The organism is Herbidospora galbida (assembly GCF_005233835.1).
GTDB classification, from domain to species: domain Bacteria; phylum Actinomycetota; class Actinomycetes; order Streptosporangiales; family Streptosporangiaceae; genus Herbidospora; species Herbidospora galbida.
The window spans coordinates 192,679-218,397 of the sequence record NZ_SZQA01000001.1 but is presented as its reverse complement, the minus strand read 5'-3'; the positions used below and the strand labels follow the sequence as shown (position 1 = coordinate 218,397).

17 protein-coding genes and 3 pseudogenes are annotated in these 25,719 nt (G+C 69.2%); 8 read left to right on the top strand and 12 right to left on the bottom strand.

The genetic code is table 11. The features are described 5' to 3' along the window. Positions 1-425: 425 nt before the first annotated feature. Complete coding sequence (locus FDA94_RS38935; protein WP_170990724.1) at positions 426-602, bottom strand: hypothetical protein; 177 nt, start codon at positions 600-602, stop codon at positions 426-428. Positions 603-620: 18 nt separating this feature from the next. After that, positions 621-1,319, bottom strand: a complete 699-nt coding sequence (locus tag FDA94_RS01095; RefSeq protein ID WP_137245107.1) for an SDR family oxidoreductase — start codon at positions 1,317-1,319, stop codon at positions 621-623. A gap of 206 nt (positions 1,320-1,525) precedes the next feature. Here FDA94_RS01095 and FDA94_RS01090 point away from each other — a divergent pair, with 206 nt between their 5' ends. After that, on the top strand, positions 1,526-2,539 hold the full coding sequence (locus FDA94_RS01090; protein WP_246059441.1) for a helix-turn-helix transcriptional regulator: 1,014 nt from the start codon (positions 1,526-1,528) through the stop codon (positions 2,537-2,539). A 155-nt stretch (positions 2,540-2,694) separates the two neighbouring features. Here FDA94_RS01090 and FDA94_RS01085 read toward each other — a convergent pair whose 3' ends face one another. The 3 genes from FDA94_RS01085 to FDA94_RS01075 all read right to left on the bottom strand — a co-directional run bounded on the left by FDA94_RS01085 (position 2,695) and on the right by FDA94_RS01075 (position 7,181). Beyond that, positions 2,695-4,128, bottom strand: a complete 1,434-nt coding sequence (locus FDA94_RS01085; protein WP_246059440.1) for a sensor histidine kinase — start codon at positions 4,126-4,128, stop codon at positions 2,695-2,697. 503 nt (positions 4,129-4,631) lie between these two features. After that, entirely contained in the window at positions 4,632-6,017 is a 1,386-nt protein-coding gene (locus FDA94_RS01080; RefSeq protein WP_246059439.1) for an acyltransferase family protein, read from the bottom strand. A gap of 258 nt (positions 6,018-6,275) precedes the next feature. After that, positions 6,276-7,181, bottom strand: coding sequence for a hypothetical protein (locus FDA94_RS01075; protein WP_137245105.1), 906 nt, complete (start codon positions 7,179-7,181; stop codon positions 6,276-6,278). Positions 7,182-8,267: 1,086 nt separating this feature from the next. Between FDA94_RS01075 and FDA94_RS01070 the strand changes: the two genes are divergently transcribed. Together FDA94_RS01070 and FDA94_RS01065 are read left to right on the top strand one after the other, a co-directional pair. After that, on the top strand, positions 8,268-8,858 hold the full coding sequence (locus tag FDA94_RS01070) for a TetR/AcrR family transcriptional regulator (protein WP_137245104.1): 591 nt from the start codon (positions 8,268-8,270) through the stop codon (positions 8,856-8,858). 87 nt (positions 8,859-8,945) lie between these two features. Beyond that, positions 8,946-9,671, top strand: coding sequence for a hypothetical protein (locus FDA94_RS01065; RefSeq protein WP_137245103.1), 726 nt, complete (start codon positions 8,946-8,948; stop codon positions 9,669-9,671). A 298-nt stretch (positions 9,672-9,969) separates the two neighbouring features. Here the strand turns inward: FDA94_RS01065 and FDA94_RS40965 are convergent, their stop codons facing one another. The 4 genes and pseudogenes from FDA94_RS40965 to FDA94_RS01045 all read right to left on the bottom strand — a co-directional run bounded on the left by FDA94_RS40965 (position 9,970) and on the right by FDA94_RS01045 (position 14,634). After that, the gene (locus FDA94_RS40965; protein WP_137245102.1) at positions 9,970-10,722 is read right to left on the bottom strand and encodes a WD40 repeat domain-containing protein; all 753 of its coding nucleotides are present in this window, start codon (positions 10,720-10,722) and stop codon (positions 9,970-9,972) included. A gap of 302 nt (positions 10,723-11,024) precedes the next feature. Beyond that, complete coding sequence (locus FDA94_RS01055; RefSeq protein WP_137245101.1) at positions 11,025-11,258, bottom strand: hypothetical protein; 234 nt, start codon at positions 11,256-11,258, stop codon at positions 11,025-11,027. A gap of 79 nt (positions 11,259-11,337) precedes the next feature. After that, the gene (locus FDA94_RS01050; RefSeq protein ID WP_212735094.1) at positions 11,338-13,437 is read right to left on the bottom strand and encodes a beta-galactosidase; all 2,100 of its coding nucleotides are present in this window, start codon (positions 13,435-13,437) and stop codon (positions 11,338-11,340) included. Between the two features lie 384 nt (positions 13,438-13,821). Beyond that, positions 13,822-14,634: pseudogene (locus FDA94_RS01045) on the bottom strand (IS5 family transposase). Between the two features lie 1,207 nt (positions 14,635-15,841). Here FDA94_RS01045 and FDA94_RS01040 point away from each other — a divergent pair. Next, positions 15,842-17,326, top strand: coding sequence for a hypothetical protein (locus FDA94_RS01040; RefSeq protein ID WP_137245100.1), 1,485 nt, complete (start codon positions 15,842-15,844; stop codon positions 17,324-17,326). Positions 17,327-17,337: 11 nt separating this feature from the next. Next, a complete protein-coding gene (locus tag FDA94_RS01035) occupies positions 17,338-18,474 on the top strand; it encodes a hypothetical protein (protein ID WP_137245099.1) in 1,137 nt (378 codons plus the stop codon). A 280-nt stretch (positions 18,475-18,754) separates the two neighbouring features. Here the strand turns inward: FDA94_RS01035 and FDA94_RS40240 are convergent, their stop codons facing one another. The 3 genes and pseudogenes from FDA94_RS40240 to FDA94_RS01020 all read right to left on the bottom strand — a co-directional run. Further along, a complete protein-coding gene (locus tag FDA94_RS40240; RefSeq protein WP_246059437.1) occupies positions 18,755-19,261 on the bottom strand; it encodes a DUF1731 domain-containing protein in 507 nt (168 codons plus the stop codon). Continuing rightward, the gene (locus tag FDA94_RS01025; RefSeq protein ID WP_137245098.1) at positions 19,258-19,677 is read right to left on the bottom strand and encodes an IS110 family transposase; all 420 of its coding nucleotides are present in this window, start codon (positions 19,675-19,677) and stop codon (positions 19,258-19,260) included. Before FDA94_RS01025 ends, FDA94_RS40240 begins: the two co-directional genes overlap by 4 nt. Before the next feature lie 230 nt (positions 19,678-19,907). After that, a pseudogene (locus FDA94_RS01020) lies at positions 19,908-20,216 on the bottom strand (IS5/IS1182 family transposase); the annotation flags it as partial. 210 nt (positions 20,217-20,426) lie between these two features. On the opposite strand from FDA94_RS01020, the pseudogene FDA94_RS01015 reads away from it, so the two are divergent. The 3 genes and pseudogenes from FDA94_RS01015 to FDA94_RS01005 form a co-directional block, all read left to right on the top strand. Further along, positions 20,427-22,496: pseudogene (locus FDA94_RS01015) on the top strand (molybdopterin oxidoreductase family protein); the annotation flags it as partial. A 359-nt stretch (positions 22,497-22,855) separates the two neighbouring features. After that, complete coding sequence (gene nirB / locus FDA94_RS01010) at positions 22,856-25,384, top strand: nitrite reductase large subunit NirB (protein WP_137245096.1); 2,529 nt, start codon at positions 22,856-22,858, stop codon at positions 25,382-25,384. Continuing rightward, entirely contained in the window at positions 25,384-25,701 is a 318-nt protein-coding gene (locus tag FDA94_RS01005) for a Rieske (2Fe-2S) protein (protein WP_137245095.1), read from the top strand. Before nirB ends, FDA94_RS01005 begins: the two co-directional genes overlap by 1 nt. The last annotated feature ends 18 nt before the right edge of the window (positions 25,702-25,719 follow it).

Here is a 25,719-nt window from a genome sequence, read left to right as displayed (position 1 = left end):
GGGTGCCGAGTGTGGTTCCGTCTCGGCGTACGAGCAAACCTCTTTGCGGAAACAGCAAATTGCGGGCAGCCTGGCCCGGGTGAGCGATGACGTCGATCGCCCTCGTCTCACTGGTGTCGGCGCAGCTGATGCAGACGATGGCGGTCAGCCGCGGCGACCGCACCGTCCTGGCGGCGGCCGCCGTCTCGCTGGCCGCCCCCGGGCCAGGCCGGGGTCGAAGGCGTGGCTCGGGTCGCAGGCGCGGGCCACCCCGTTCGCCCCCATGGTTGACGCGACATTCGTCGAGCACGAGACCACGGTCGCCCCCTGGGGTGATCCCCGAACTGGAGCTCGATCCTTACGGACTCATCGGCGGACGTCCCGACGATGAACAGCGTGCTGCCGCTGACATGGGCGAGCGTGGTCGAGGGGAGGCGATCTGGGGCTCAAAGGTGGAGTGGGCCGAGCTCTCGTACGGTTTGGGCGAGTGCGCGGATGGCGTCGGATTCGGTCTCGGGGCGCCACACCAGGCCGTCGGCCAGGGGTTCGAAGTCGTCGAAGGGCGACCAGGCGACGTCCGGCCGGTTCCAGTAGGGCCACGCGCTTCTGCACGGCCTGCTCACGGTGGTGTCGGATCTGCCTCAGACGGGCTGGCCGACCGGCCGGATGGTCAGGGTGTTGAGGTCGACGTCGGCCGGCTGCCCGAGGGCGAAGCAGATGGCCTCGGCGACGGGTTCGGGGGACAGGGCGAAGGGCGGGACGCCGCCTTGCCAGAAGGCGGTGTCGGTCATGCCGGGGTTGACGAGGGTGACGCCGATACCGCGGCTGGTGGCGTACATCCGCAGGTTCTCGGCCATGCCGGTGACGGCCCACTTGGTGGCGGAGTAGAGGTTGGCGGGGCTGTTCTTCAGGCCGGCGACGCTGCCGATCAGCACCAGCCGTCCGCCCGTGGCCTCGAGGTGGGGGAGGGCGGCGTGGGCCAGCAGAGCGGGGCCGAGGACGTTGGTGAGGACCATGGGCGCCCACAGTTCCGGGTCGCCGTCGGCGATGGTGCGCGGGTGATCGGCGGGGACGAAACCGGCGTTGGCCACCGCGGCGTGCAGGGCGCCGAAGTGTGCCACGGTGCGCGTCACGGCGGCTTGGGTGGCCGGCCAGTCGGCGGCGTCGGCGATGATGCCGAGCAGCCGGTCGGGGCGGCCGGTCTCGTCGAGAAAGGCCTTGAGTCTGGTCTCCTCGCGGCCGGTGACGGCCACGCGGTGGCCGCGGTCGAGGAGCAATCGTGCGGTGTGAGCGCCGATGCCACCGGTCCCGCCGGTGATCAGTACGGTTCTGCCGGTCATGGTCATACTCCAGGGGGTGAGGACTTCGGCAGTGATCGGCACGCCGATCACCACGACAAGAGGACAGGGTTCGCAGGTCGCGTCCACCCTGCTGATCCCAGGAAACCCGCCTGGCCGCGTACGAGGCAGAGCGCCTTGATAGGGGGGACAAGCTCAACCCCCTTACCGCCGCCACCTGCGCGAACCCTGCGGCTACCGTGGAGGGCATGGACGACCGGCCCGACCACCGCGCCCAGATCCGGGACTTCCTCGCCACCCGGCGCGCCAAGCTCACTCCCGAGCAGGTCGGGCTGCCCACCAGCAGCCGGCGTCGGGTCCCTGGGCTGCGCCGCGAGGAGGTCGCGGTGCTGGCCGGGGTGAGCACCGAGTGGTACGTCCGGCTGGAGAAGGGCCACATCAGCGGCGTATCGGAAGAGGTGCTCGACGCGGTCGCCCAGGCCCTGCGCCTGGACCAGGACGAACGCACCTACCTGTTCGACCTGGCCCACGCCGCCCGGCCCGCTCGCCGCGCGCCCTCGCGCCGCAAGGATGTCCAGGTCCCGCCGCAGGTCCAGTGGATGCTGGACTCCATGACGATGTCGGCGGCGTTCGTACGCAACGGCCGCCAGGACCTCGTCACCCACAATGCGCTGGCCCGGGCCCTGCTCGCGCCGGTCTTCGACAGCCCTGCCGCCACACGGCACGGCCGCGCCAACATCGCCCGCTACGTCTTCCTCGACCCGGGCTCGCGGCGGTTCTTCGTCGACTGGGACGCGGCCGCCGGCATCAGCGCCGCGCTGCTGCGCGCCGAGGCCGGACGCGCGCCCCATGACCGGGCGCTGCGTGACCTCGTCGGTGAGCTGTCCACGCTCAGCACCGCGTTCCGCAGTCAGTGGGCCGTCCACGACGTGCGTGTCCGGCACGACGGCAGCAAGCAGCTGTGGCATCCGCAGGTCGGCGACCTGGAGGTGACCTACCAGTCTCTCGACCTGCGTGTGTCCAACCAGACGGTGTACGGCCTCACCATCTACACCGCCGAACCGGGCAGCATCTCAGAAGAGCGGCTCAAGCTCCTGGCCGGCCCGACCGCCGAGGTGCGTCAGCAGGCTCGGCGTCGACAGGCCGGGGATCCTGGTGTCGATCACCCTGGTGGCCACCATCGATTGAGCCACGCCGGGCCTGCCATGAACGAGGCCTGGTCGACCGGCCGGAAACCGAGTTCCACCCGGCCGACCACCTGAGCGCTCCGGTCGGGCGGGCGGTCCCGACCGGGGCAGCATCACGGTCACGGCGGGGGTGGCCGATGACCGGCCGGAGTCCGGGTGGGCGGGACCGGCGTCGCGAACCTGGGGTGGGACTGACCGCTTCGTGCGTCCGCTGTACGTCGATCAGGGCGTCATCGCCGCTGCCGCGCCGTATCGACCGTGCGCTGCGGGATTTGGCGCCGGTCGTTCATGACGATCGCCCTCAGCCGGCGTGGCCAGATCCGGCGACCTGGTGTGTCGGCGGTCGGCATGGCCTGATGGGGGGTCTCGCTTGTGGCCGGGCACTGGGGGAGACGGAGCACGAAACGCGCGCCCCGGTCGCTGTCCTCGATGGTCAGCGTGCCCGAGTGCGCGTGGGCGATCTCCCTGGCGATGGCCAACCCCAGGCCGGTCCCTCCGGCGTCCTGGCTGCGCGCCGCGTCCAGGCGGGTGAAGCGTTCGAAGACCCGTTCCCGGTCCTCGGCGGCGACGCCGTCTCCGTCGTCCAGCACCTCCATGACGGCGGTCCCGTTCTCGGCGCGCACGGTGACGGTGATCTTGGAGGCGGTGTGCCGTTCGGCGTTGTCGAGCAGGTTGACCAGGACCCGGGAGATGCGGAGCTGGTCGCAGTCGACGCACACGCCCTCCTGGAGATGCCGGACGATCACCGCGCCGTGGGTGCGCTGGTCCAGTTCCGCCGCGGCGAGCACACCCAAGTCGGTCGGCTCGCCGTTGAGGGGGGCACCCGCGTCGAGCCGGGCCAGGGACAGCAGGTCGGTGACGATCGCCTGGAGCCGGTCGATGCCCGCCAGGACCTTCGCGGCGGCCTGCGGCCAGTCGGCGTCCTCGGGGTGGGCGAAGGCCTGGTCCAGCTGCAGTCGCATGGCGGTGATCGGGCTGCGCAGGTCGTGGGAGGCGTCGGAGGTGAAGCGCCGCAGGCGTTCGTAGGCGGCCTCCAGGCGGTCGAGGGTGTCGTTCACCGTCTCGGCCAGGACCTTGACCTCTTCGTAGGTGTCGTACGCGCCGGGCACCGGGACCCTGCGTTCGAGGTGGGCGGCGGTGATGTCGGCCAGCTGCCGCTGTATCGCGCTGACTGGCTGCACGGCCTTGGTGATGTCCCGGAACACCAGGGTGGTGACCGCGACGGTCAACAGCAGCGACGTGCCGATCGCGAGGAAGACCGCAGTGGTGCTGCCGTACCAGGGGACCGTCGGAGTCGCCACGTACAACGACCAGACACCGTCCGGCTGGTGGACGCTGATCGACGCCACGGTCCGGCACCCGTCCAGGCCCGCCGGGGGGCACAACACCCTGGTCGTGTTCATGACGTCGTCGGGGGGACGGAAGGTGGCCATCGGCGGATCGCCGAGCAACTGGCTGCTCGCCGCGGCCACTCTGCCGTGCGGATCCAGCACTTGGACCGCCTCGTCGTGGTCGTGCGACAGGACGGGGGGAAGCCGCTCCTGCTGGATGAGGGGCTCGACCTTGTTCCATGCGGCCAGGCCCCGCTGTCGCGCGTTGTCCCTCTCCTTGCCGCCCTCGTACATCAGAAAGAGCAGACCCAGTCCCAGACAAATGAGCAGCATGAAAACGCCCGTGGCGAATGTTCTCCGCGCGCGGAACGACAACTGCCTGCGCTTGACCATCGATCTTCCCCCCGGTGTCCCGCCTCCTGCCTCTTCGATTCAAGGAACCTCGATGACCAGCCCAAACTTCCTGACATCGGGTAAAGCTGCCAAAGTGGGCGAGGGCCGGGAACAGCGCTGAAGGCAGGCCTGATGGGTGTCTTGGCCGTGTTGACCGTGGTTTCCCGGCACCTGGGGAAGCGGCGACCGAGCTCAAAGATCTAAGGCGACTTGGTCATACGCAAGGAAGGCCCCTTGACGGTGGCGAGGAAAAAGGTGGGTCCTTCGCCGAGCCGCCGACGCCGGGGGCGGTGTGAAGCGCAACGGGAAACAGCCGCGGTGAGACATCCACCGATCCGAGCGCGGCAGGGTGGGGCCTGCCGAGTCATGGACCGGCGGTGACGACCTCAGGCGGCAGCGTCGCCGGGATCTCGGAAGGGGCGCAGGCCCGAGGTGTTCGGCGGTCATCCCGGGTGGGGGCTCGTGTCCGGTGGTGTCGCTCGGAGGAAGCGCAGTGCCGCCGCGCCGGCGAGGTAGGCGATCAGTGCTGGCGTCGGCCACCCGAAGAGGGTCGGGCTCGTGCTGGACAGCAAGCTGTTGCCGAGGATGCCGCACGTGACCCCGGCGAAGCCGGCCACGGCCAGTGCCAGGCGTGGGGCGGGGCGGCTCGCTGCTCGCGCCAGGCGGAGCGGAATCCGGCCGGGAAGCCGGTTACGCCGGAGGGTGTCGCGGACCTCGATCGGTCCGAAGATCGCGACCAGTAGCGCGAGCATGAGGCTGAACATGATCAGGTAGGGGATCCGCCAGGCGTACCAGGCCGCCGAGCCGACACCGGGAGCGGACAGGAGGCCCGCGAAGTGCAGTGCCGTCAAGATCAGGATCGCAGCGGTGATGTGCCACAGGTAGATCGTCAAGATCACCGCGTTGACGGCGATCACCGCCAGCCATGCGCGCGAATGCCGCAGCCACCGCTCGGCCCGATCACGCACCAGCAGCGCCATCCCTAGCTGGACGGCGGCCACCGCGAGCAGGGCCAGGCTGGGAGGCGACATGTTGTCCAGCCGCTCGCCCGGTATATCGATCATGCTGACCGGGTACGGGCCCGCGACCGTGAGCAGGAACAACGCGCCGAACCCGCCGAGCACGAGGGGCAGCGCGATGCGCATGCGGTTCGTCAGCCGCCCGTCACGCCAGGCGAAGCCCATCTGATGGATGGCCAGCCACCCGAACAGGTAGTTGCCGTTGCCGTAGAACGGCTCGCCGAGAAGGCGGGCAAGGTCCCCGGCGGCGACGAGACCGACCAGAACCACCGGGACCGCCAGGCCGTACCGGCGGTGCAGGGCGTACATGGCCGGGGTCAGCACCACCACCACCAAGTACGCCACCAGGAACCACAGCGGAATCGAGGCGAACCACACCGCCAGGCGAATCCGGGCGTGGTCGACGTCGAACAGGCGGGCGATCAGCGCGCCACCGGTCATGACCAGCACCAGGGTGGTGGTCGGGCGGATCAACCGGCCACCCCGGTTGAGCAGCCATTCTGTCGCATTCGCGCCTCGCCCGCGTGCTGCGGCCAGCGATATCGCGTTGGCGTACCCGCCGACGAAGAAGAACACGGGCATGACCTGCAGCACCCAGGTGAGGGGGAACGCCCATGGCAGGTCTGGCAGCGCCGACCGGGCGATCAGCTCGCCGTCCTCGTCGTAGCCGACCACCGTCACCAGCCAGTGACCGAGGATCACCGCGACGATGGAGATTCCTCGCAGTAGATCGACGAACCGCTCCCGCGACGGCGGCGTCTGCTCGGCACGCCGCCGAATACCCCGCAGTGCGGCCCCCATGCCGTCCATGTCGTCAATGCCTCGTGGTAGTCGCCAGTACCGGATCCCTACCCTCTTCTCGGCGCTCACGTGAGACGCGTACACGAGCCCGCCCCTGTCTGGCGTGGCTGATCTACAGAATCGGTGAAAGTAGACGGCATCCGGCTCGGAGCCACCAGAAGGGGAGCGGTGGGTCAAATCTCATCGGCGACCAGCTCACGGTCTGGGCCGCCCGGGTCGAGCCCGACAGACGCCGCGTACTCCTTACCCGCGAGGGCCCGCTGACGGCTACACCCCTAGTTCGCGTCTCACCTTGAGGTAGGTGCGCCGGGGCAGGACCGAGGCCGAGCCCCACGGTAGCCATTCCGGGATGCGCATCGGCAGGTCGGTCATGATGCGCCGGGCGCGGTCGTGGTCGCCGCCGTAGTAGAAGGCGGCCCCGAACAGGTGGCGGGCCTCGGTCGTCATCGGGTGGTCGTGGGGCGCGCTCATCCACCGGTCGGTGGTCTCGGCCAGTTCCTGCCGTACTTCGGCGCGGCTGAAATGGCTCTTCACGATCAGTTCGTGGTCGTGCTGTCCGTCGTCGGCCAGCATCCGGCGTTCGGCGATCTCGAAGTGGGCCAGGGGCAGCATCGCGACGACGGGGTTACCCGTCTCGGCCGTCAGGGCGGTCTCCTTGGCGAACTCGTAAGCCTCCTCGTTCGAGCCGCGCCACTTCTCGCACAGGGTTTGGAGACGGGCGTGGCGGCCCGCCCACAGCCCGGGATCCCTGGCTTCGGTCTCCGCCCAGAACCGGTCGAGTTCGGGGCGGGGCAGGCTCATGCCGAGCCCGAACCACTGGAGGCACTGCCACGGCACCGGGTCGTCCGGGACCAGGTCCGCGGCGTGGAACAGCGGTTCGGCCGCTGTTTCCAGGACCTCGCGGAAACCCCGGAAGGCGTCTTGGGTGACGTACTTCGCGTAACCGCCGCCTCTGATCTCCCATGCGAGGCTGACGCGGGCACTCCCCAGCCAGAGCAGCGCGTCGGGGTCGTCGCCGAACTTGCCGGCCAGGACGTCGAGGTGTCTCCCGACGGCCTCACCGAGCCGCGAGATCCGCAGAGCCCGCAGATCGTTACGGCCACGCGCCTGCTTGATGAGCCTCAGGCCGAGGTCGAGGTTGCCCTCGCTCACCCGCTCGAGAGCTTCGGTCAAGGGCGGGTCGTACCAGACGTCCCCTACCCCGACACCACTCCTGCGCTCGCTGCGGGACATCGCCCACCAGATCAATCTCCCCAATACCACCGCACATACATATCGTGAGACTGGCCAGGAGAACAGATCTTCTCGACGATCCGCCGCGACGGGACGCGAAGCGCTCGCCCTGAATCCCCGAGACCAACCCGGCCTCGCCCGCGCTGTGGGCGGCGTTCGTCCATCACGGCAGGTAGGAGCCCTGATCTCGGAGCGCCTGCTCGACCGCCTCTCAACACAAGCCTATTGTGGATCTTCGTCCAGACATTGGACGTCCCGGAGTAGTTGTAGATCTCGTCGTTGTGGTTCTGGCGATAGAGGGTGCGACCGGTGACGACATAGTCCAAACCGGCTTGACCGATCCTCTGCCAGACACCCGGTGTGTACATGTATTGGTACAGGTCTCCTAGGTTGTTTCCGGTGGTGGCGAAGACCCCCAGGTCTCCGATCACCATCACCCCGTCGTCGAATCCCAGGCCGGGCGCGTCGACGCGAACCCAGGTGTTGTAGCTCCAATCGCGGATGAAGATGCCCCGGCCTTCCGCTGCGGCGAAGACGTCGGTACCGACTGACCCGTAGACGGCCTCACCGTTCCCCGGCGGTCTCCCCAACGGTGTCCAGACATAGGGACACCGGTGTAGAGATGAGCCGCGTAGGTTCCCGGCTGGGTGGAGATCGGCCCTCTCTAGCGCGGCCCGAAAGACCCGCGGTCTGGGCACCGACGGCTGTCCAGCGGAGGCGACCTTCCGGCGCAGGGCCGCGCCGACGCCGCCACCGGATGGGCATACATCACCGGACGGGATGGGTGCTGCAGCGCGGGCCCCGAAAGACCATGACCTCATCGCCCCCCAAGCGACGTGGACGCTAAGAGCTCGGGGAACGGCGGTACGCGACTAGCCGATCACCGGATCCTACTCCTGGCCACCGATACTTGTCTGGCCGTGAGCTCACGGGTTACGGCACCCCGGTTCCGAACCAGACATTTCGGCATACACGTCGCTTTGACAATAACGAGACGACCGGTCATAGTTGATTCAGGGAGAGCACATGCCACGCACGAAGAACGCCACGTCACGCGACACCAAGCAGCGTATCGCCGATGCCGCCATCGACCAGTTCCACCGCAAGGGCTACAACGGCACGAGCGTCCAGGACCTGGTGACGGCGGCCGGCGCCCCGAAGGGCACCTTCTACAACCACTACTCCAGCAAGGAAGAGCTCGCCGTCGAGGCGGTGCGCCGCTATGGCGAGGGGTTCGGTCTCGCCGCCCTGGAGGATCGAACGACGGGCACGGCCCGCGAGCGCGTCGACCGGCACTTGACGGCCCTCATCGCCTCCGGCCTGGAAGTGGCCGCCGAGCGGGGCTGCATGATGGCCAACCTCGCCGGCGAGGTCCCGGCACACAGCGAAGCGGTCGCCGCCGCCATCGGAGCGCACCTCGATCGCTGGAGCGCGTCGCTCGCGACCGCCATCGAGGAGGCCAAGGCCGCGGGCGACTACACGACCGCGCTCGACTCTCGCGACCTGGCCACCTTCATCGTCAGCGCCTGGGAAGGCGGCGCGGTGCGCTCCAAGACGACCTCGTCCGCCGAGCCTCTCCGGACGTTCGAGCGGATGGTGGCCCAGCTGCTGCGCTGAGCGGCCGGGAAGGTCAGCGGGGAGACCCGTACACCCATTATGAGATGACCGGTCATACGTATTAGGCCGGCACAGAGGAGAGCACTCATGTCTGATCTGAAGGACATCGTCATCGCCGCCCACGGCGACCTCGATCGCTGGCGGTCACTGAGCCGGTTGACCGCGCGGGTGGTCAACGGCGGTGCGCTGTGGGACATCAAGGGTCAGGACGGCGTCCTGACCCACTACACCGCCTCGATCGAGCTGCACCGCCAGTTCGCCAGCCACAGCCCCTTCGGTGGCGAGGGGTTGCGCAGCTCGTTCACCCCGGACCGCGTCGCCGTGGAGACCGTGGGCGGCGGAGTCGTGGCCGAGCGCCTCGACCCCTTGGACGCCTTCGAGGGTCACACCCTCCAGACGCCCTGGGACCGTCTGCACACGGCGTACTTCACCGGCTACGCGATGTGGAACTACCTCACCCAACCGTTCCTGTTCACGCTGCCCGGCTTCCGGTTCGAGGAGCTCTCCCCCTGGCACGAGGACGGCGAGACCTGGCGCCGCCTGCGGGTCACCTTCCCCGACGGCCTGGCCACGCACACCCGGACGCAGACCTACTACGTCGACGCCGACGGCCTGATCCGCCGACACGACTACCACCCCGACGTGTTCGGCGAGGACGGACGGGACTCGGCTCACTACAGCTGGGGTCACCGCACCTTCGACGGCTTCGTCTTCCCCACCCGCCGCTCGGTGCACCTGACCGACGAACAGGGCGGCAAGCTCCCCGAGCCCGTCGTCGTGGCCATCGAACTCGATGACATCACCCTCTACTGACGGACGCCGGAGACGGCCAAGCAGGCCGAGAAGATCCTTACCGGCCACAGGGAGATCGCCTCCTACCAGGTCACAGTAGGCGGCGGAGGCGGCAGTGATACGGCACGCGCCAGCTATTCCCTCACCCTGCACGACGACAGCGACACCGCAGCAGTGCAGGAGGCCCTGCGCGAAGAACTGTCAATCCACGGGCTGATCATCAAGCCAGGTTCGTGCAGGAGATCGCGTGGACATCCCCACCCGCGCACTGGCGGCCGCGGGACGTCGAAGCACGGCGAGCCATCGGCTCACCCATCAACTACGAGAGCACGTACGCGAAGGTGATGGCTCTCAGCGGGGGTGGCCACAAGCCGATCCTGTTATCGGAGTTGACGCCGACCAGCCTGCGGCCGTCGGCGCTGAAGGCCATCTCGCCGATCCAGGAAGTGCCGGTGTCGACGAGCGGGTCACCCTGGCGGCAGCACGTCGTGGTGTCCCAGAAGTGGATCGTGTCGCCGCCGGCTCCGGCGAGTGTGCGACCGTTCGGGCTGAACGCTACGGCGGTGAAGCCTAGTGCGGCGCCGCCTTCGAAGGGCGCGCCGATCGGACGCCGCGCAGCGGTATCCCACAGGCGAACTGCGCCGTCGTAGCCGCCGGTGGCGAGCGTGCGGCCGTCCGGGCTGAAGGCGAGGGAGTTCACCTCGCTCGGGCACCCGGTGCTCAGTTCTCCGAGCAGGCGCCGGCCCTGGACGTCCCCCAGCTGGACCTTTCGCTCGGTGGCCCTGATGGTGCCAGCGTCCGGCCGTCCGGGCTGTGGACGAGCGTTTCGATGTAGGTCGGTACCCCGGTCGGGAACGAGGACCGCGCCGGACCTGCCAGCACCGTGAGCATGGCGTGCCGGGCCTCGGCCGTCGGCGGGAGCCGCCAGGCGGCCACCGCGAGCAGTTGCGCGCTGGTGGGGCTGGTGTCCAGAAGGTCCTCGCTCTTGTCGGCCAGCCGCTGCGACTGGGCGACCCGGGCACGCGCCAGGTGGGATGAGGTCGCACACCACAGACTCGTACCTGGAACTCATGGAGTCGAGTATGCCAACCCGCTTGACGGGTGCAGAGAAGCGGAGCGAAGTCGTCAATCACTCGCGTGGAGCTCTGCTCCTTGTCCCCATCACCGCCCGGCGCGTGGGGCCGGCGGTTCGGAAGCGGACGGGCACAAACCGCCGCTGCCTCCGAAGAGTAGAACGGCCCGCCGACAATTTTCCATCACTTCGGCAGGCCGCTCATCACGAAGTAGGGAAGGGGGCGTCTGGTCGCGGTACTCGACCTGCGCCACCTCCGGAGCGCCGTTTCCGGACTTCAGCGCGATGCGCAGCTTCTGGTACTAGTCCAGGCCCTGGCCGACGTTCTCGATGTTGACCTTGATCTTCGGGTACTTCTGCTCGAACAGCTTGACCTCGTCGTCGACGTTCGACACCCAGGTCCAGAAGGTGAGCGTCGTCGGTGTGTTCATCGCCTTGTCGATCTCGGCCTGGCTGGCCTTGCTGCTGCTGGGAGCAGGACTGCCGCCGTTATCCGAGGAAGAGCAGCCGGCGGGGGCCAGCGCGGTAACCGCCACGCTCGCTGCGAATGCCGTTGCTCGCTTTGTCGCTTTCAGCGTAGGTGATGGTGTCGGAGCATCGTTGACCTGGGCGGACTCAGCCGTCGAGCAGGAACCGCGTGGACCATGCGGGGAGGGAGAGGGCGGCCCCGGCCTCGTGGGCGGTGCCGGCCACCGGGTCGGTGGTGGGCCGGAGGATCGTGACGGAGGTCTCGTCCCAGCTCCAGTTGAAGAGGAACCAGGCACGTCTGCCGTCCGGAAGGGTTCCCGACGAGATCGTGACGGGCAGTACGCGCGACGGGGCGAGCTCGTCGGCGACCGCCGCCGGTAGCGCCCAGGCGATCACTGCGGCAGACAGGGTCGGGTCCGGGACGGTTCCGACCGTGGTGATGCGACCAGACCCGTGGGCACGTGTCACTGCGGCAGGAAAGGCGCCGAAGCGCGGGTGGATGTATTCGGCGATCGGTTCGGCCTCCTCCGGGATGAGGCCGTCGATCCAGCAGGTGGCCGCCGCGGTCGCGGGGGAAGAAAAATCACCGCGGCCGGCGACCGGGATCGGCTCATCGATGTTGGAGAATTCCTCGTAGTGCACTCCGGCGGGCTCTCGCAGGACCGCGGGGGCGACATCGACACGCGCGCGGGCCTCATGGTCGCCGTAGCCGGTGCGGATGCCGATGATGAGGTGCCCGCCGGCTGCCGCATAGTCGCGCAGCAGTTCAAGCTCGCGGTCGGCCGCCACATAGAACGCGGGTGCGATCAGCACCGGGTAACGCTTCGCCAGCTCGACTGCGCCGAGTTCGACGGCCTGCTGGGCGTGCAGGATGCGCGCCTGCGCGCCCGCATCGATGACGCCGCGGTGGAAGGCGTCGAAGATGCGCTCGTAGGATGCCGGGTCGGGGCGGCCGGCCACGCTCAGCGGCGGGAAGAACTGGAATGCCCACCGCGTGTCGTTCGACCACAGCAATGCCACGTCACCGTCGGGCTCGAAACCGTCCAGGACGTCACCGATCTTCTTGAGCGCGGCACCGATGGCGGACACTTCCTGGTACACACGACCCGGCTGCAAGGAGTGCGGGAGCACACCACCCCAGTAGGTCTCCGCCCCGTAGGGAATGGTGTGCCAATGCCAGTATTCGATCATGGCGGCGCCGCGGCTGATGAGGGCGAAGGCCGCCTGCTGCAGCTGACCAGGCCACGGGGGCAGGTTGTTGGCGCTGCCGTCGATGCTCTGCGCGTTCGTCTCGGTGACCAGGAAGCGTTCCTGCCGCGAGGAGAACAGGCGGTCGGCCTGCCGGAACAATCCGGCGACGCCCGTGGTGGTCCATTCCGTCTGCGGGGCCAGTTCCTTGGTCACATCCAGGTGGTCCTGCATGGAGTAGTAGGGGTTGCCGGCGGTCACGCTGAGCGCTGCGGAGAGCTTCAGGTCGTCGTGCGCCTTGCGCGGGTAGTTGATGCAGGTGGTCACGAACTGGTCCTCGTGCGCGTACTCCCGCACAATGTCGGACTGCCACGAGATGAACTCGGTGGTCAGTTCCGACTGGTACCGCCGCCAGGCCAGGTCGTACTGCGGCAGGCTGTTGCCGTGGGGGCGCCACAGCTCGGACCAGTCGGCGATCCGGTGGGACCAGTACGTCAGGCCCCACTCCCGGTTGAGCGTGTCCACATCGCCGTACTGCACCTTCAGCCGGCGCACGAAGCGGATGAACGCCCCGCGGTTGTGAAACAGCTCCAGGCCCGGCTCATTGTCGACCTGGTAGCCGATGACGCTCGGGTGGTCGGCGTAGCGGCCCACCACCTTGCGGATCACTCGCTCCGCGTGGAACAGGAACGCCGGATGCGAGTAGTCGACCTCTTGACGGGCCCCCCAAGGAATCGAATTCCCTGTCGCTCGCTCGGCGGCGATCTCGGGGTAGGCCTGCTGAAGCCACGGCGGCACGGCGTAGGTGGGCGTGCCCAGGATGACCTTGATGCCGCGTTCATAGGCACTGTCCAGCACCGGTAGCAGCCACTCCAGCTCGAAGCGACCTTCTTCCGGCTCCCAGCTCGACCAGACCGACTCGCCCACCCGGATCACTGTGAACCCGGCCTGCTTCATCAGGTCCAGGTCCTGCTTGACCCGGTCGCTGAGGTGGTACTCGGCGTAGTACGCGGCGCCGAAGAGAACACCGGTCGGCCGATAGGGCGGCACAAGACTCACGCAACGACTCCGTTGTCTGTTGAAGAAGATGCCCGGCGGCACCTCTCACTGGCGGCTGACGGGCACGCTACCTCTGGCGCCGCGGCGGCGATCGTGTCCAGCCGCCTCGTGCAGGCCTGGGACGTCTCGCGTCCCGTACCCGCCGCGCTCGTCCATGAGGATCAATCTAAACGCCCCGCTGCAGGCTTGCTGCCGACGCTCTCGCCGGCGACGGAGACCGGCGGGGTGAAGCGGTCCGGGGAACACCAGACATCCCGACCGGATCGCCATCGTGACACCCATGGGGGTTGCGATATCCCGGTTCCCTCAACGACCACGGGTTCAGCGTGGAGCGGGCCGTGAGCCCAACCACGAGCACGACCGTGAAAGCGTCCCTAAGAGCTCCTAACAAAATGAGCTGAGTCGTCGCCAGCAGATGAGGGCGCAGGCCAGTGTGAGGAAGGCTTCCTGGATGTCGGCGCGGACTTCCCAGCGGATGCGTAGTCGCCGGAAGGCGTGTAACAGAGCGAAAGCCCGTTCGGCGACCCAGCGTTGCCTGCCCAGGCCGGAGCCGTGCGGGGTGCCGCGGCGGGCGATGAGCGGGCGGATCTGGCAGGGCGCGGACCAGGCGGCGGTACTTGTCGTGGTCATAGCCGCGGTCGGCCAGGACGGCGTCGGGTCGCTGCCGGGGCCGGCCGCGCTTGCCGCGGATCTTGGGGATGGCGTGCAGCAATGGCAGAAGCTGGGTGACGTCGTTGCGGTTGGCGCCGGTGAGGATCACCGCCAGCGGGATGCCGGTGGCGTCGGTGATCAGGTGGTGTTTGCTTCCGGCCCGGCCTCGATCGACCGGGGACGGTCCGGTCTGCGGCCCCCTTTTAACGCTCTGATCTGGGAGGAGTCCACCGCGGCCCGGGACATGTCCAGGGCATCGACAGCCCGGAGCCGGTCGAGCAGGACCTCGTGCAGCCGCTGCCACACCCCGGCCGTGTTCCATTCGTCCAGGCGCCGCCAGCACGTCATGCCCGACCCGAAGCCCAGCTCTTGCGGCAGATGCTCCCAGGCGATCCCGGTGTGCAGCACGAACAGGATGCCCTGCAAGGCCAGCCGGTCATCCAGCCGCTTACGTCCCGGGTGCCGGACACGTCGTGGACGACGGGGCAGCAACGGCTCGATCACCGCCCACGCTCGTGACCGGAGGAGGAGCCGGGCCGCTCGGATGCGTGCAGGGCCACCCCCTGCTCCCGGAACACCCGGGGCGCCGAACTTTCGGGAAATGAGACGATCCGCACCTACGGAACGCTATCCGTCATCATGGCCTCATGGACGCCCATCTCCCGGCGGCTTCCCACGCCGGATGATCTCCCTGTGTTGGATACCGCTCGTATCCCACAGCCGCACCGTCCGCTCGGTGCCGCCGGTGGCGGGCAGGCGCCCTCGGACGAATACGACACAGTCGAATACGTCACGGTGCCAGCCAACTGTCCGATATTCGCATCGATCGACCTCACGTGCCCCCGCCCGGAGTAGTGCTGGGGCGGCGGTGGTCAGCGGAGGGCGGGTCAGCGGCGCAGGAGCAGGCGCAGGGCGCGGGCGCGGCGGCGAGTGTCGCGGGAGTGCGGGTAGGTGCCGCCAGGATGGCGATCAGAGCCAGTGAGGTGATGGCCATGGGTGGGCGGTTCCTGTCCGTGAGGTGAGGAGCGCCTGCGGGGTGGCGGGCCCCGCATGGTCGAAGGTCCAGCGCGCTCAACCGGCCTGCTTGGAACCGGTCTTTGGGCCGGACTGTAAAACGCCGCCGCTGGCCAGGTGATCTGTGCTGAGTTACCGTGCTCCCACATCTGTGCAGCAGGGAGGCTTCCCGATGGCTGAGACCACGCAGCCGCCCCCGCCCAGGCGGGCACGTGCCGTAGCGGATCCCCGGCTACCCCAGGCCGATCAAGTCCGGGCGACCCTGGCACAGCTCGAGAGCTATCACCGAGCGGAGTCCGGCCGGCAGGACCCGCATCTTCGCTACGGCGCCTCCACCGGCTCCGGGGTGGAGAGGGAGGCCTTGGCCGTGCCGCGACGCATCAGGCAGGACGACGCCGATCTTCCGTCCTAGGGCGCCATCTGGCCCGGATGACGGCCGCGTTCGCGGTCATTCATCCGCGACCTCGACCCCGACCGCCGCCCCGCGCAATGGTTGTGCCACCTACTTCCTCGGCGCAATGCCGGCCATCGGCCTCACGTAACCCCTCGCCCACACGGGAGATCTATGTTCCGTAAGAAGAAGTCGGGGAAGCTCAAGGGCTCCAAGCCGGAGAAAAACCTGGAGCAGGACGACAACGATTCGAGGCCACTGCCGCGACCACAGTCCTCCTCCTCACCGTCCTCTCGCCGTCCCTCTCCCGGCTCCACCCGCCCCGTGTCGCCGAGCCCGGAGCAGCAGGTGACGACGACCACCACCACGCGGAGCCGGACGGCCCCCCGGCAGGACCCGGTGCACGACGTCAACGCAATCGACGCCATTCTCCGAGAGCTCGAACTCGAATTCCCTTCCCGGCCTGGGAAGCGTTCCGATCTGACCATCGGAACGCTCACCGTGCCGGTCGACCTGACCGACGCGATGCGGGTGCCGAAGGGCGGCGAGGGGGAGTACATCGACGCCCAGCTGTCACAGCTGTCCGGCAAAGCCGTCCGGGTGGGGGAGGCTCTCATCGCCCAGGCGTTCAGGGGCGACCCGGTAGCCGTCGCCTGGTTCATGTCCGCCCTGTGCCTCCTGACGAGCAACCGGGAATCGATTCGCCGACTGCACGGGGTGGGGCCGGCGGTAGCCCGCCTGCGCGACTTCTGCGTCAAGGCCGACTGCCGAGTTGCTGTCGCCGACCCACGTTTCCCGCAGCAGGTCGTCCAGGTGAGTGGCTGGCTCCAGGCCCACGTGCTCAGCACGATCAAGACGCTCCAGGAGGAGCATGTCCAGCAGCTCGACGCCATCTACAACCCCGGTCGGAGCCCCGCCAAGGGCAGCAAGTTCACGCCGCCGGAGATCGGCCCCCTGAAGCCGGACGTGCTGAAGGTGCAGCTGGTCAAGCAGCTCAAGGCGGTGGTGCAGGGTGAGCTGTCACAGTGGCAGACCGCCACGGGGGCACCGGCCGACGCCCGGCCGCTGGAGGACATCCGTGCTGTGGCCAACTACATCCAGGGCTGGATGAGCGATCGCTTCCCCGTGTTCGCGCTGGCCTCGCCCGACAGCCGCTACCACACCGGGTTCGTGTACGGGGACATGATCGAGAGCACCCTGAGCAAGGTGGCCGGTTACGGCGGCCAGCTCGGCTGGTTGCGTAACCGCGGCGACCTGGTCGGCTGGGACGAGAAGTGGGGCGCCCCCTACGTCGCGGCGAACTACAACCCGAACCGCGAAGCCGACACGAAACTCCGCGAGGAGCTGCTGCTGGAAATGATGGACGACCAGGAATTCGTCCCCGATCTGATCAAGGTGGTCCGGCTGACCGCCTCCCACTCACCGGGCCGGGTCACCCGCATCCAGCCGTTCTTCAGAATCGGCGTATCCAAGGTCGATTTCATTTGGGAGCAGGTCCACACCCTGATCCACGAATTCATGCACTTCCTCACCCACCAGAACTTCCACGACGCGGCCAAGACCATCGGCTACCGGCAGGTCCTCGACGAGGGGGTCACCGAGCTCATCGCGACGGTGTACTTCAAGCTGCTCGTCGACCACGCCCGGGCCGACGACCGGGTCGCCCGGGCAGTGCTCGGCGACCGGCCCTTCGCGGAACCACCCGCGAGCCTCCTTTCCCCGGGCTACGGCAAGGCCGGTAAGGACGCGTTCATGCTCGCCAAGATCACCACCCTGGGCAATGTGCAAGCGGCCTACTTTCTCGGCGTGATGCCGGCCATCGGCCTGCAATGAACGGAGCCGGCATGAGCTTGAGCAAGACCACCTTGAGCAAGACCAAACGCGGCACGCCGACCGGCCCGGAGGACGAGGAACAAACCTTCCTCGACCTGGAGAGCAGACTGCGGCGCGGGGAACTGGCGGTCCCGTCCCGATGGGGCGAGGTCGCCCGGGCCGACCCGGGCGAACGCCGCTGGATCTTGCACGCCATGGACCTCATCGCCAAGGCCGCCGAGAAGGCCGGGCCGCAGTTCGACACCTTCCGGGCCGCCGCCCTGCTGGTCGACCGGGCGCCTCGCCGCCGATTCGATCCCGGCACGGCAGGACGGTACTTCGAACGGGAGGTCATGTCGGTGTCCGGCATGCTGGAGGCGACCCTTCCTGCCACGCTCACCCCACCTGACGACGCCACCACAGCCAGGCTGACCCGTATCCACCAGACCGCGCCTCCCCGGCCCACCCGCGTGGCGCTGGCCCGCACACTGACCGAACGGGCGGCCTGGTGGGAGGCTCCCATCCGGCTCACAGACCTGACCTGGCTGGAAGGCGTGGCCTCCTCCCTGCAGCGATGGATGCGGGACGACGGTCCGCTCCACGCCGCCGTCTGCCCCGACGGCCCGCTGCACGACGGATTCGACTTCGCCCGCAGCATCGCCGACGCCGGGGCCCGCGACGACACCCCCGCCCACCGGCTGGCCCTGCTCCGCGACGAGTTCGGTTACCCGGCCGAGCCCGGCGAACAGTGGGACGACCCGGCCCTCGGCGTACTGCTGGCCAACTCTCCGGCCCATGTGACGACCGGGACGTGGACATACGTTCCCGCATCCGTGCCCGGGACCGGATGGGGGCCGGAGGAGGCATGGCCTGGGCACCTCTACCGGTTGCTGACGCATGAGCTTCTGCACCGGCTGGCGCACCCGGCCTACCTGCAGAAGGCCGAAGCGGTGCCCGGAGGGCGGGTACTGACAGAGGAGGTGGTGGAGCTGCTGACCGCCGAGTTCGTGGAGGCGTCGCGCCTCGATCCCGAACTGGGGCCGCTGGTGCCGGACGTCGTGGAATCACGGCACACCGAGGCCGCTGAGGAGATCCGCGAACTGGCCGGACCTGAGGGGTTGAAGGCGGCCTATTTCTTGGGACGCATCGAGTTCATCGGTCTCACGTGAACGCAGCGCTTACCCCCTGTAGGCACGCGAACCGGCGGAGCGCCCGGTCGAGCTCGTCGACGCCCCAGCCATAACGGCATCAGCAACGTCGGAACCCCTGGGATGACGCCGACCAGTTGGGCCAGGTTCGCCGCCGTTTGCAGCCCGCCTTCCCCTCAAGTACTCCGGCCGCGCGTCGAGGGAGTTCCTTATCGTCGACGCCCACGATTTGGCGGACATGTACATCCAGCGCGACCACGTCCAGCGCGACCACCAAGCTTGGGGCAGGGAACCCCGGCACTCACCCGCGAGCCCTCCGGACCAGGTCCTCGACCGCTCCCACCCAGTCGGGGTGGTCGAAGGCGAAGCCTGCGGCGACCAGGCGGCCGGGTACGACCCGGCGGCTCTTCAACAGCAGCTCGGTGTCGGTCCGAAGGGTGAACGCGCCGAGTTCGGCCATCCACCTCGTCGCCGGCAGGCCCACCGGAACGCCCAGCGCCGCCCGCAGGTGTGGCTGATGGCTGTTGATCGCCGCGGTGATCTGGGTGTTGAGGTCATCGATCTCAACAGTGAGGTGGATGATCCGCTGGGCCAGCGAGCGCAGGGTGTAAGCGGCGGCGGCCTTGGAGGTGGTGACGGGACCGAGCGGGAATTGGGCGCAGGCTCGGATGAGCTTGGGGTTGCTGAAGCCCGTCAGGTGTTCGCGCAGGGCGGGATCTGCGCGCACCAGGACGGCTTTGAGCTGGTAGATGGCCTGGGCGCGGGATTTGATCGCTGATTCCTTGGCTGTTTTGAACAGCCGGATCATTTCCACGGGACCGTCGCCGGTCTTGGCGGTGGCACTGGCTCGTCCCGACAGCACCGCACGTGCTGCGGTTCCGCGTCGATCGCGTCGGTCTTGCCGCGCCGTCGGCGTTCGGCTTTGTCGGGCTGGTTGGCCTCCAGCACCTGAAGACCGGCGGCGTGCAGGTGCCTGGTCAGGGCGGTGCCGTAGGAGCTGGTGCCCTCCACTCCGGCGCGTCGCAGCGTGCCGAAGTCGGCGGCCCAGTCCAGCAGGTCCCGGTAGCCGGTGGCGGTGGCCGGGAAACTGCGGCTGCCGCGTGAACGGCCGGTGGTGCTGACGACGGCCGCCACGTGGGTGTCCTTGTGGGTGTCGACGCCCAGGACGACGGTCTCGGCGTCATGATCTTGGATGAAGTCGCTGTCGCGGGGGATGCTGAGCATGGGCGGCCTGACTCCTGGTGGTCCGGGATGCGGGCTGGCCGACGGATCGAGGTGAGCGGTCAGGACTGTGATGGCGCGCTTGTTCGCAGCAAGGCCCCTATCGGGACACGCCCGCCCGGTCCGGCGGCAGCGAGCGGCGTCCCGGGTGATGGCCGACAGATCAAACGCACGCGGGCCAGTCGTAACGCGGGTCAGACCACCACCCGAGGCGGCACACTTCGATCCGCACAGTCGTAGCGGGTGACCACCGCCCGGAACTGTTTGAGCCTGTTGATCGCCCGCTCGACCACGTTGCGGCGGGCGTAGCGGGCGGGATCGAATCCGGTCGGTCGGCCGCCGGCCGACCCGCGCCGACGGCGATGCGCCATCTGGTCGGCGGGCTCGGGAATGGTGTGCCGGATCTTGCGGTGGCGCAGATAGGAGCGGTTGGCCCGGGAGCTGTATGCCTTGTCGGCCGCGACGCTGACCGGGCGGGTCCTGGGCCGGCCTGCGGACATGCGTGGCACCCGGATGCGGTCCAGCACCGCCGTCATCTGCGGTATGCGCCTATGGAAAATCTTCAGCTCGCTTACCCCGGTATTCCGGGCCAGGCGCAGGTCGCAGACCCTGGGCGCCGCCGCCCAAGCAGGTGCGAGACCTGGACGCGACGCCGCGACTCACATTCACCTGCACGGCCGCGTAAATGTTGTCAACCTGGCCGACATTTCGCAGGAGACCGCGGGTAACAACGCGCTGCGAGCATGCGCGACATGCGGGCCACCGAGACGCACTGTCCCTACTGCGCTCTGCAATGCGGGATCGCGCTGACCACGGAGAACGGGTCGGTCCGCCTGGGCCCGACCGACTTCCCGGTCAACCGGGGCGGGCTGTGCGCGAAAGGCTGGACGGCCGCCGAGCTGCTTCACCACCCCGACCGGCTGGTCACCCCGCTGGTCCGCGAGGTGCCCGGCGACCGTACGAGCCCCCTGCGGGAGGCCGGCTGGGACGAGGCGCTCACGCTGATCGCCGGCACGATCGAGGCCACACAGCGGCGGTACGGCCCTGACAGCGTCGGCGCCTTCGGCGGAGGCGGGCTGACCAACGAGAAGGCGTACACGCTCGGCAAGTTCGTCCGGGTGGCGCTGCGGTCGTCGGCGATCGACTACAACGGCCGGTTCTGCATGTCGTCGGCGGCCACCGCGGCCAACCGCGCGCTCGGGGTGGACCGGGGGCTGCCGTTCCCGGTGGCGGACATCGCCGAGGCCCGGACCGTGCTGCTGGTCGGCGCCAACCCGGCGGACGCGATGCCGCCGTCCATGCAGTACCTGCACGCGGGGCGGGCCGCCGGCGCCAAGCACATCGTGGTGGACCCGCGCAGGACAGCCACCGCGGCCGACGCGTACCTGCACCTGCAACCGCTGCCCGGCACGGACCTGGCGCTGGCCAACGGCCTGCTGCACATAGCGATCCGCGAGGGCCTGATCGACGACGCCTACATCCGAGACCGGACCACCGGCTTCGAGGCCGTCCGCGCGGCGACCAATCCGTATTGGCCGGGCCGGGTGGAGCGGATGACGGGGGTGCCTGAGGCGAACCTGCGCGAGACGGCCCGGCTGCTGGCCGGCGGTGGTCCGGCGATGATCCTCACCGCGCGCGGCGCTGAGCAGCACAGCAGCGGCACGGACACGGCCCAGGCGTACCTGAATCTGGCCCTGGCCCTCGGCCTGATCGGCAGGCCGTACTCCGGGTACGGGACGATCACCGGGCAGGGCAACGGGCAGGGCGGCCGCGAGCACGGGCAGAAGGCGGACCAGTTGCCCGGCTACCGGCGGCTGGACGATCCGGCCGCGCGGGCGCACGTCGCCGCCGTGTGGCGCGTCGACCCGGACGAGCTGCCGCGGCCGGGCAGGTCCGCGTACGAGATGCTCGACCGTCTCGGCACCGACGGCGGAGTCAAGGTGTTGCTCGTGCTGGCCAGCAACATCGTTGTCTCGGCGCCGGACGCCAACCGGGTCGCCGACCGGCTGAAGGCCCTCGACCTGCTGGTCGTCTCGGACATCTTCCTGTCCGAGACCGCGGCCATGGCCGACGTCGTGCTTCCGACCGCCCAGTGGGCCGAGGAGGAGGGCACGATGACCAACCTGGAGGGTCGCGTGCTGCGCCGCAAGCGGGCCCTGACGCCGCCGCCCGGGGTCCGCACCGACCTGGAGACGCTGACCGACCTGGCCGGGCTGCTGGGCCGCGGACGGTACTTCAGCGCGGATCCGCGCACCGTCTTCGACGAGCTGCGGCGGGCCAGCGCGGGCGGAATCGCCGACTACGCGGGCATCAGCTACGAGCGGATCGAGGCGGAGCAGGGCGTGTTCTGGCCCTGCCCGGCCGACGACCATCCCGGTACGCCGCGGCTGTTCGCCGACCGTTTCCCCACGCCCGACGGCCGGGCCCGGTTCGTCCGCGTCGAACACCGCGACCCGGACGAGCTGCCGGACCGCGACTACCCGTACGTGCTGACCACCGGCCGCAACATGCAGCAGTACCAGAGCGGCAACCAGACCAGGCGGGTGAGCGCCCTGGCCGACGCCCTGCCGGGACCACGCGCCGAGATGCACCCCGATCTGGCCCGCCGGCACGGCGTCGCGGACGGCGACACGGTGGAGTTGCGCAGCCGCCGCGGCCGGGCGGTGTTCCGGGCCAGGCTCGATCCCGGCATCCGGCCGGACACCGTCTTCGCCCCCTTCCACTGGGTCGGCGCCAACCTCCTCACCAACCCGGCCCTGGACCCGCACTCCAAGATGCCCGCGTTCAAGGCGTGCGCGGTCGCGATCGCCTCCATCGACGAAGGGACCAGACAAGTGCACTCCACACCCCGCTTCCTGCAAGGCGTGTTCACCTTCGAGGGCAAGGGACTCGACCAGCCGGTGCCGCTCGATGGCGCGCTCAGCTACGTCGTACCGGCCGGGACCTCCGCCCAGGCGGTCTACTTCCGCGGCGGCAACTCCAGCGACGAGCTGATCTGTGTGGTGCTGATGCGCGACGGCAAGCCGATGCGCTGGTTCCCGATCGGCGCGAAGTCCGACGTGCACATCCCGCTGCGCGTCGTCGAGGACCTCGATTCCGGCACGGCCGTAGAGCTCTACCTCTCCGCTCCACCGGGGGTCACCGGGATGGTCGTGGCCGATCTGGGCCTGATGGAGGTCTGATGAGGCGGCGACTCGTGGTCATCGGCAACGGGATGGCCGGCGCCCGCACCGTCGAGGAGATCCTGGCCCGCGGCGGCGGCGATCAGTTCACCATCACGATGTTCGGCGACGAACCGTACGGCAACTACAACCGGATCATGCTGTCCAACCTCCTCGCCGGCGTCGAGGAGGAGTCCGGGATCTTCCTCAACGACCTGGCGTGGTACGCGGCCAACGGCATCACTCTGCACTCCGGCCGCCGGATCGCCCGCATCGACAAGTACGCGAAGCGCGTGTACGCCGACGACGGCACCGTCACGCCGTACGACAAGCTGATCATCGCCACCGGCAGCCGCGCGCACGTCCCGCCGATCCCCGGGATCAGCCGGCCCGGCCGCGGCTTCCACCAGGGCGTCTTCGCGTTCCGCACGCTCGACGACACCCGCGCCATGATGCGGTACACCCGCGAGCACGAACGCGCCGTGGTGATCGGCGGCGGCCTGCTCGGCCTGGAGGCCGCGCGCGGCCTGCAGAACCACGTCAGCCACGTGACGCTGGTGCACGCCGCCGGGCATCTCATGAACGCGCAGCTCGACCCGCAGGCCGGCGAGATCCTGCGGCGCGGCGTCGAACGGCTCGGCATCGAAGTGGTCACCGGTGCGCGCACCACCGAGATCCTCGGCAAGCACACGGTCACCGGCATCAAGCTCGCCGACGGCCGGCACATCCCGTGCGATGTGGTGGTGGTCGCCGCCGGCATCCGGGCCAACGTCGAGGTCGCGGAGGCCAGCGGGCTGGAGGTCGAGCGCGGCGTCGTCGTCGACGACCAGATGCGCTGCCTGGACGAGCCGGACATCTACGCCGTCGGCGAGTGCGTGCAGCACCGCGGCCAGACGTACGGGCTGGTCGCGCCGCTGTGGGACCAGGCCAGAGTGCTGGCCGACCACATCACGGGACGGAACCCGCAGGCCGCCTATCACGGCTCGCGGGTCGCGACGAAGCTCAAGGTGGCCGGTGTCGACGTCGCGGCGATGGGCCTGAAGGAGCCGGAGCGGGAGGACGACGAGACGCTGGTCTTCAGCGAGCGGAAGAAGGGCGTCTACAAGAGCGTCATCATCCGGGACGGCCGGCTGGTCGGCGCCACCCTGATCGGCGACGTCAGGAAGGTCGCGTTCCTGATGCAGGCGTTCGACCGCGGGCTGCCGCTGCCGGAGGAACGGCTGGAGCTGATGTTCGACCTCGGCGCGCCGCCCGCCGAGGTAAGCGCCGCCGAGCTGGCCGACGACGCCCAGGTCTGCAACTGCAACGGCGTCTCCAAGGGCATGATCACGGCCTGCGTGGCCGACGGCGTCAAGACGGTCACCGGGGTGGTGGACCAGACCAGGGCCGGCAAGGGCTGCGGCACCTGCAAGGGCCTGGTCGCGCAGATCGTCGAGTGGGCCGCCGGAGGAGCGATCGAGGAGGACCCCGCGGCCTCCTGGTACGTCCCCGGCGTGCCGATGCCCAAGCCGGAACTGATGAGGGTCATCCGTGAGCGCGGGCTGAAGTCGGTCTCGGCGGTCTTCGCCACGCTGGCGCCGGGCGGCGAGGAGGACGCCAGGAGCAAGATGGGCCTGGCGTCGCTGCTCAAGATGATGTGGGACGACGAGTACGTGGACGAGCGCGACGCCCGGTTCATCAACGACCGGGTGCACGCCAACATCCAGCGCGACGGGACGTTCTCCGTGGTGCCGCAGATGAAGGGTGGTGTCACCACTCCGGCCCAGCTGCGCAGGATCGCCGACGTCGCCGACAAGTACGGCGTGCCGATGGTGAAGCTGACCGGTGGCCAGCGCATCGACCTGCTCGGCGTCCCGAAGGAGAAACTGCCGGAGATCTGGGCCGACCTGGACATGCCGTCCGGGTACGCGTACGGCAAGAGCTTCCGCACGGTGAAGACCTGCGTGGGCTCGGAATTCTGCCGCTTCGGGGTGGGGGACTCAACCGCGCTGGGCATCGCCATCGAGGAGCGCTACCAGGGCGTCGAGGGGCCGGGCAAGATGAAGCTGGCCGTCACCGGCTGTCCGCGCAACTGCGCCGAGGCGTACGTCAAGGACCTGGGTGTGGTGGCCATCGACGGCGGCAAGTGGGAGATCTACGTCGGCGGCGCGGCCGGGGCCCACGTGCGCAAGGGCGACCTGCTGGCCACCGTCGGCTCCGCCGACGAGGTGATCACGCTGACCGGGCGGTTCCTCCAGTACTACCGGGAGAACGCCAACTGGCTCGAACGCACGTACGCGTTCGTCCCGAGGGTCGGCATCGAGCGACTCCGCCGGATCGTCGTGGACGACTCCGACGGCATCGCCGCCGACCTGGACGCCGCGATGGCGAGGGCGGTGGCGGCGTACCGGGATCCGTGGCGGGAACGGGCCGCGCCGGTCACACCCGGACAGTTCCGCCCATCGCTGCCGCTGATCGAACAGCCGAGGGTGCCGGTGCGGGAGTCCGTACCGGCCGGCACTCCGGGGCCGGTGGTGCCGACGGCCGGCTCGCCGGAATGGGAGGCGTGATGGCCGGCATGACGACCGGGCACCGGCTCGGGCCGCTGGACGACATCCCGGTCGGCGAGGGCCGGGCGTACGCCGTGGGGGACCTCATGATCGCCGTCTTCCGGCTCCGCGGCGGCGGTGTCCGCGCGGTGTCCGCCGTGTGCCCGCACGCCGGCGGCCCGCTCGCCGACGGGCTGGTCGACCGGCGGCTCGTCGTCTGCCCGCTGCACCAGCACACCTTCGACCTCAGCACCGGGTGCTCCACCACCGGGCAGCCGCCGCTCACGGTCTACCCGGTCCGCGTGGACGCCGACGACCAACTCGTACTGGAGATGTGACCCGTGCCGGTATCGAGC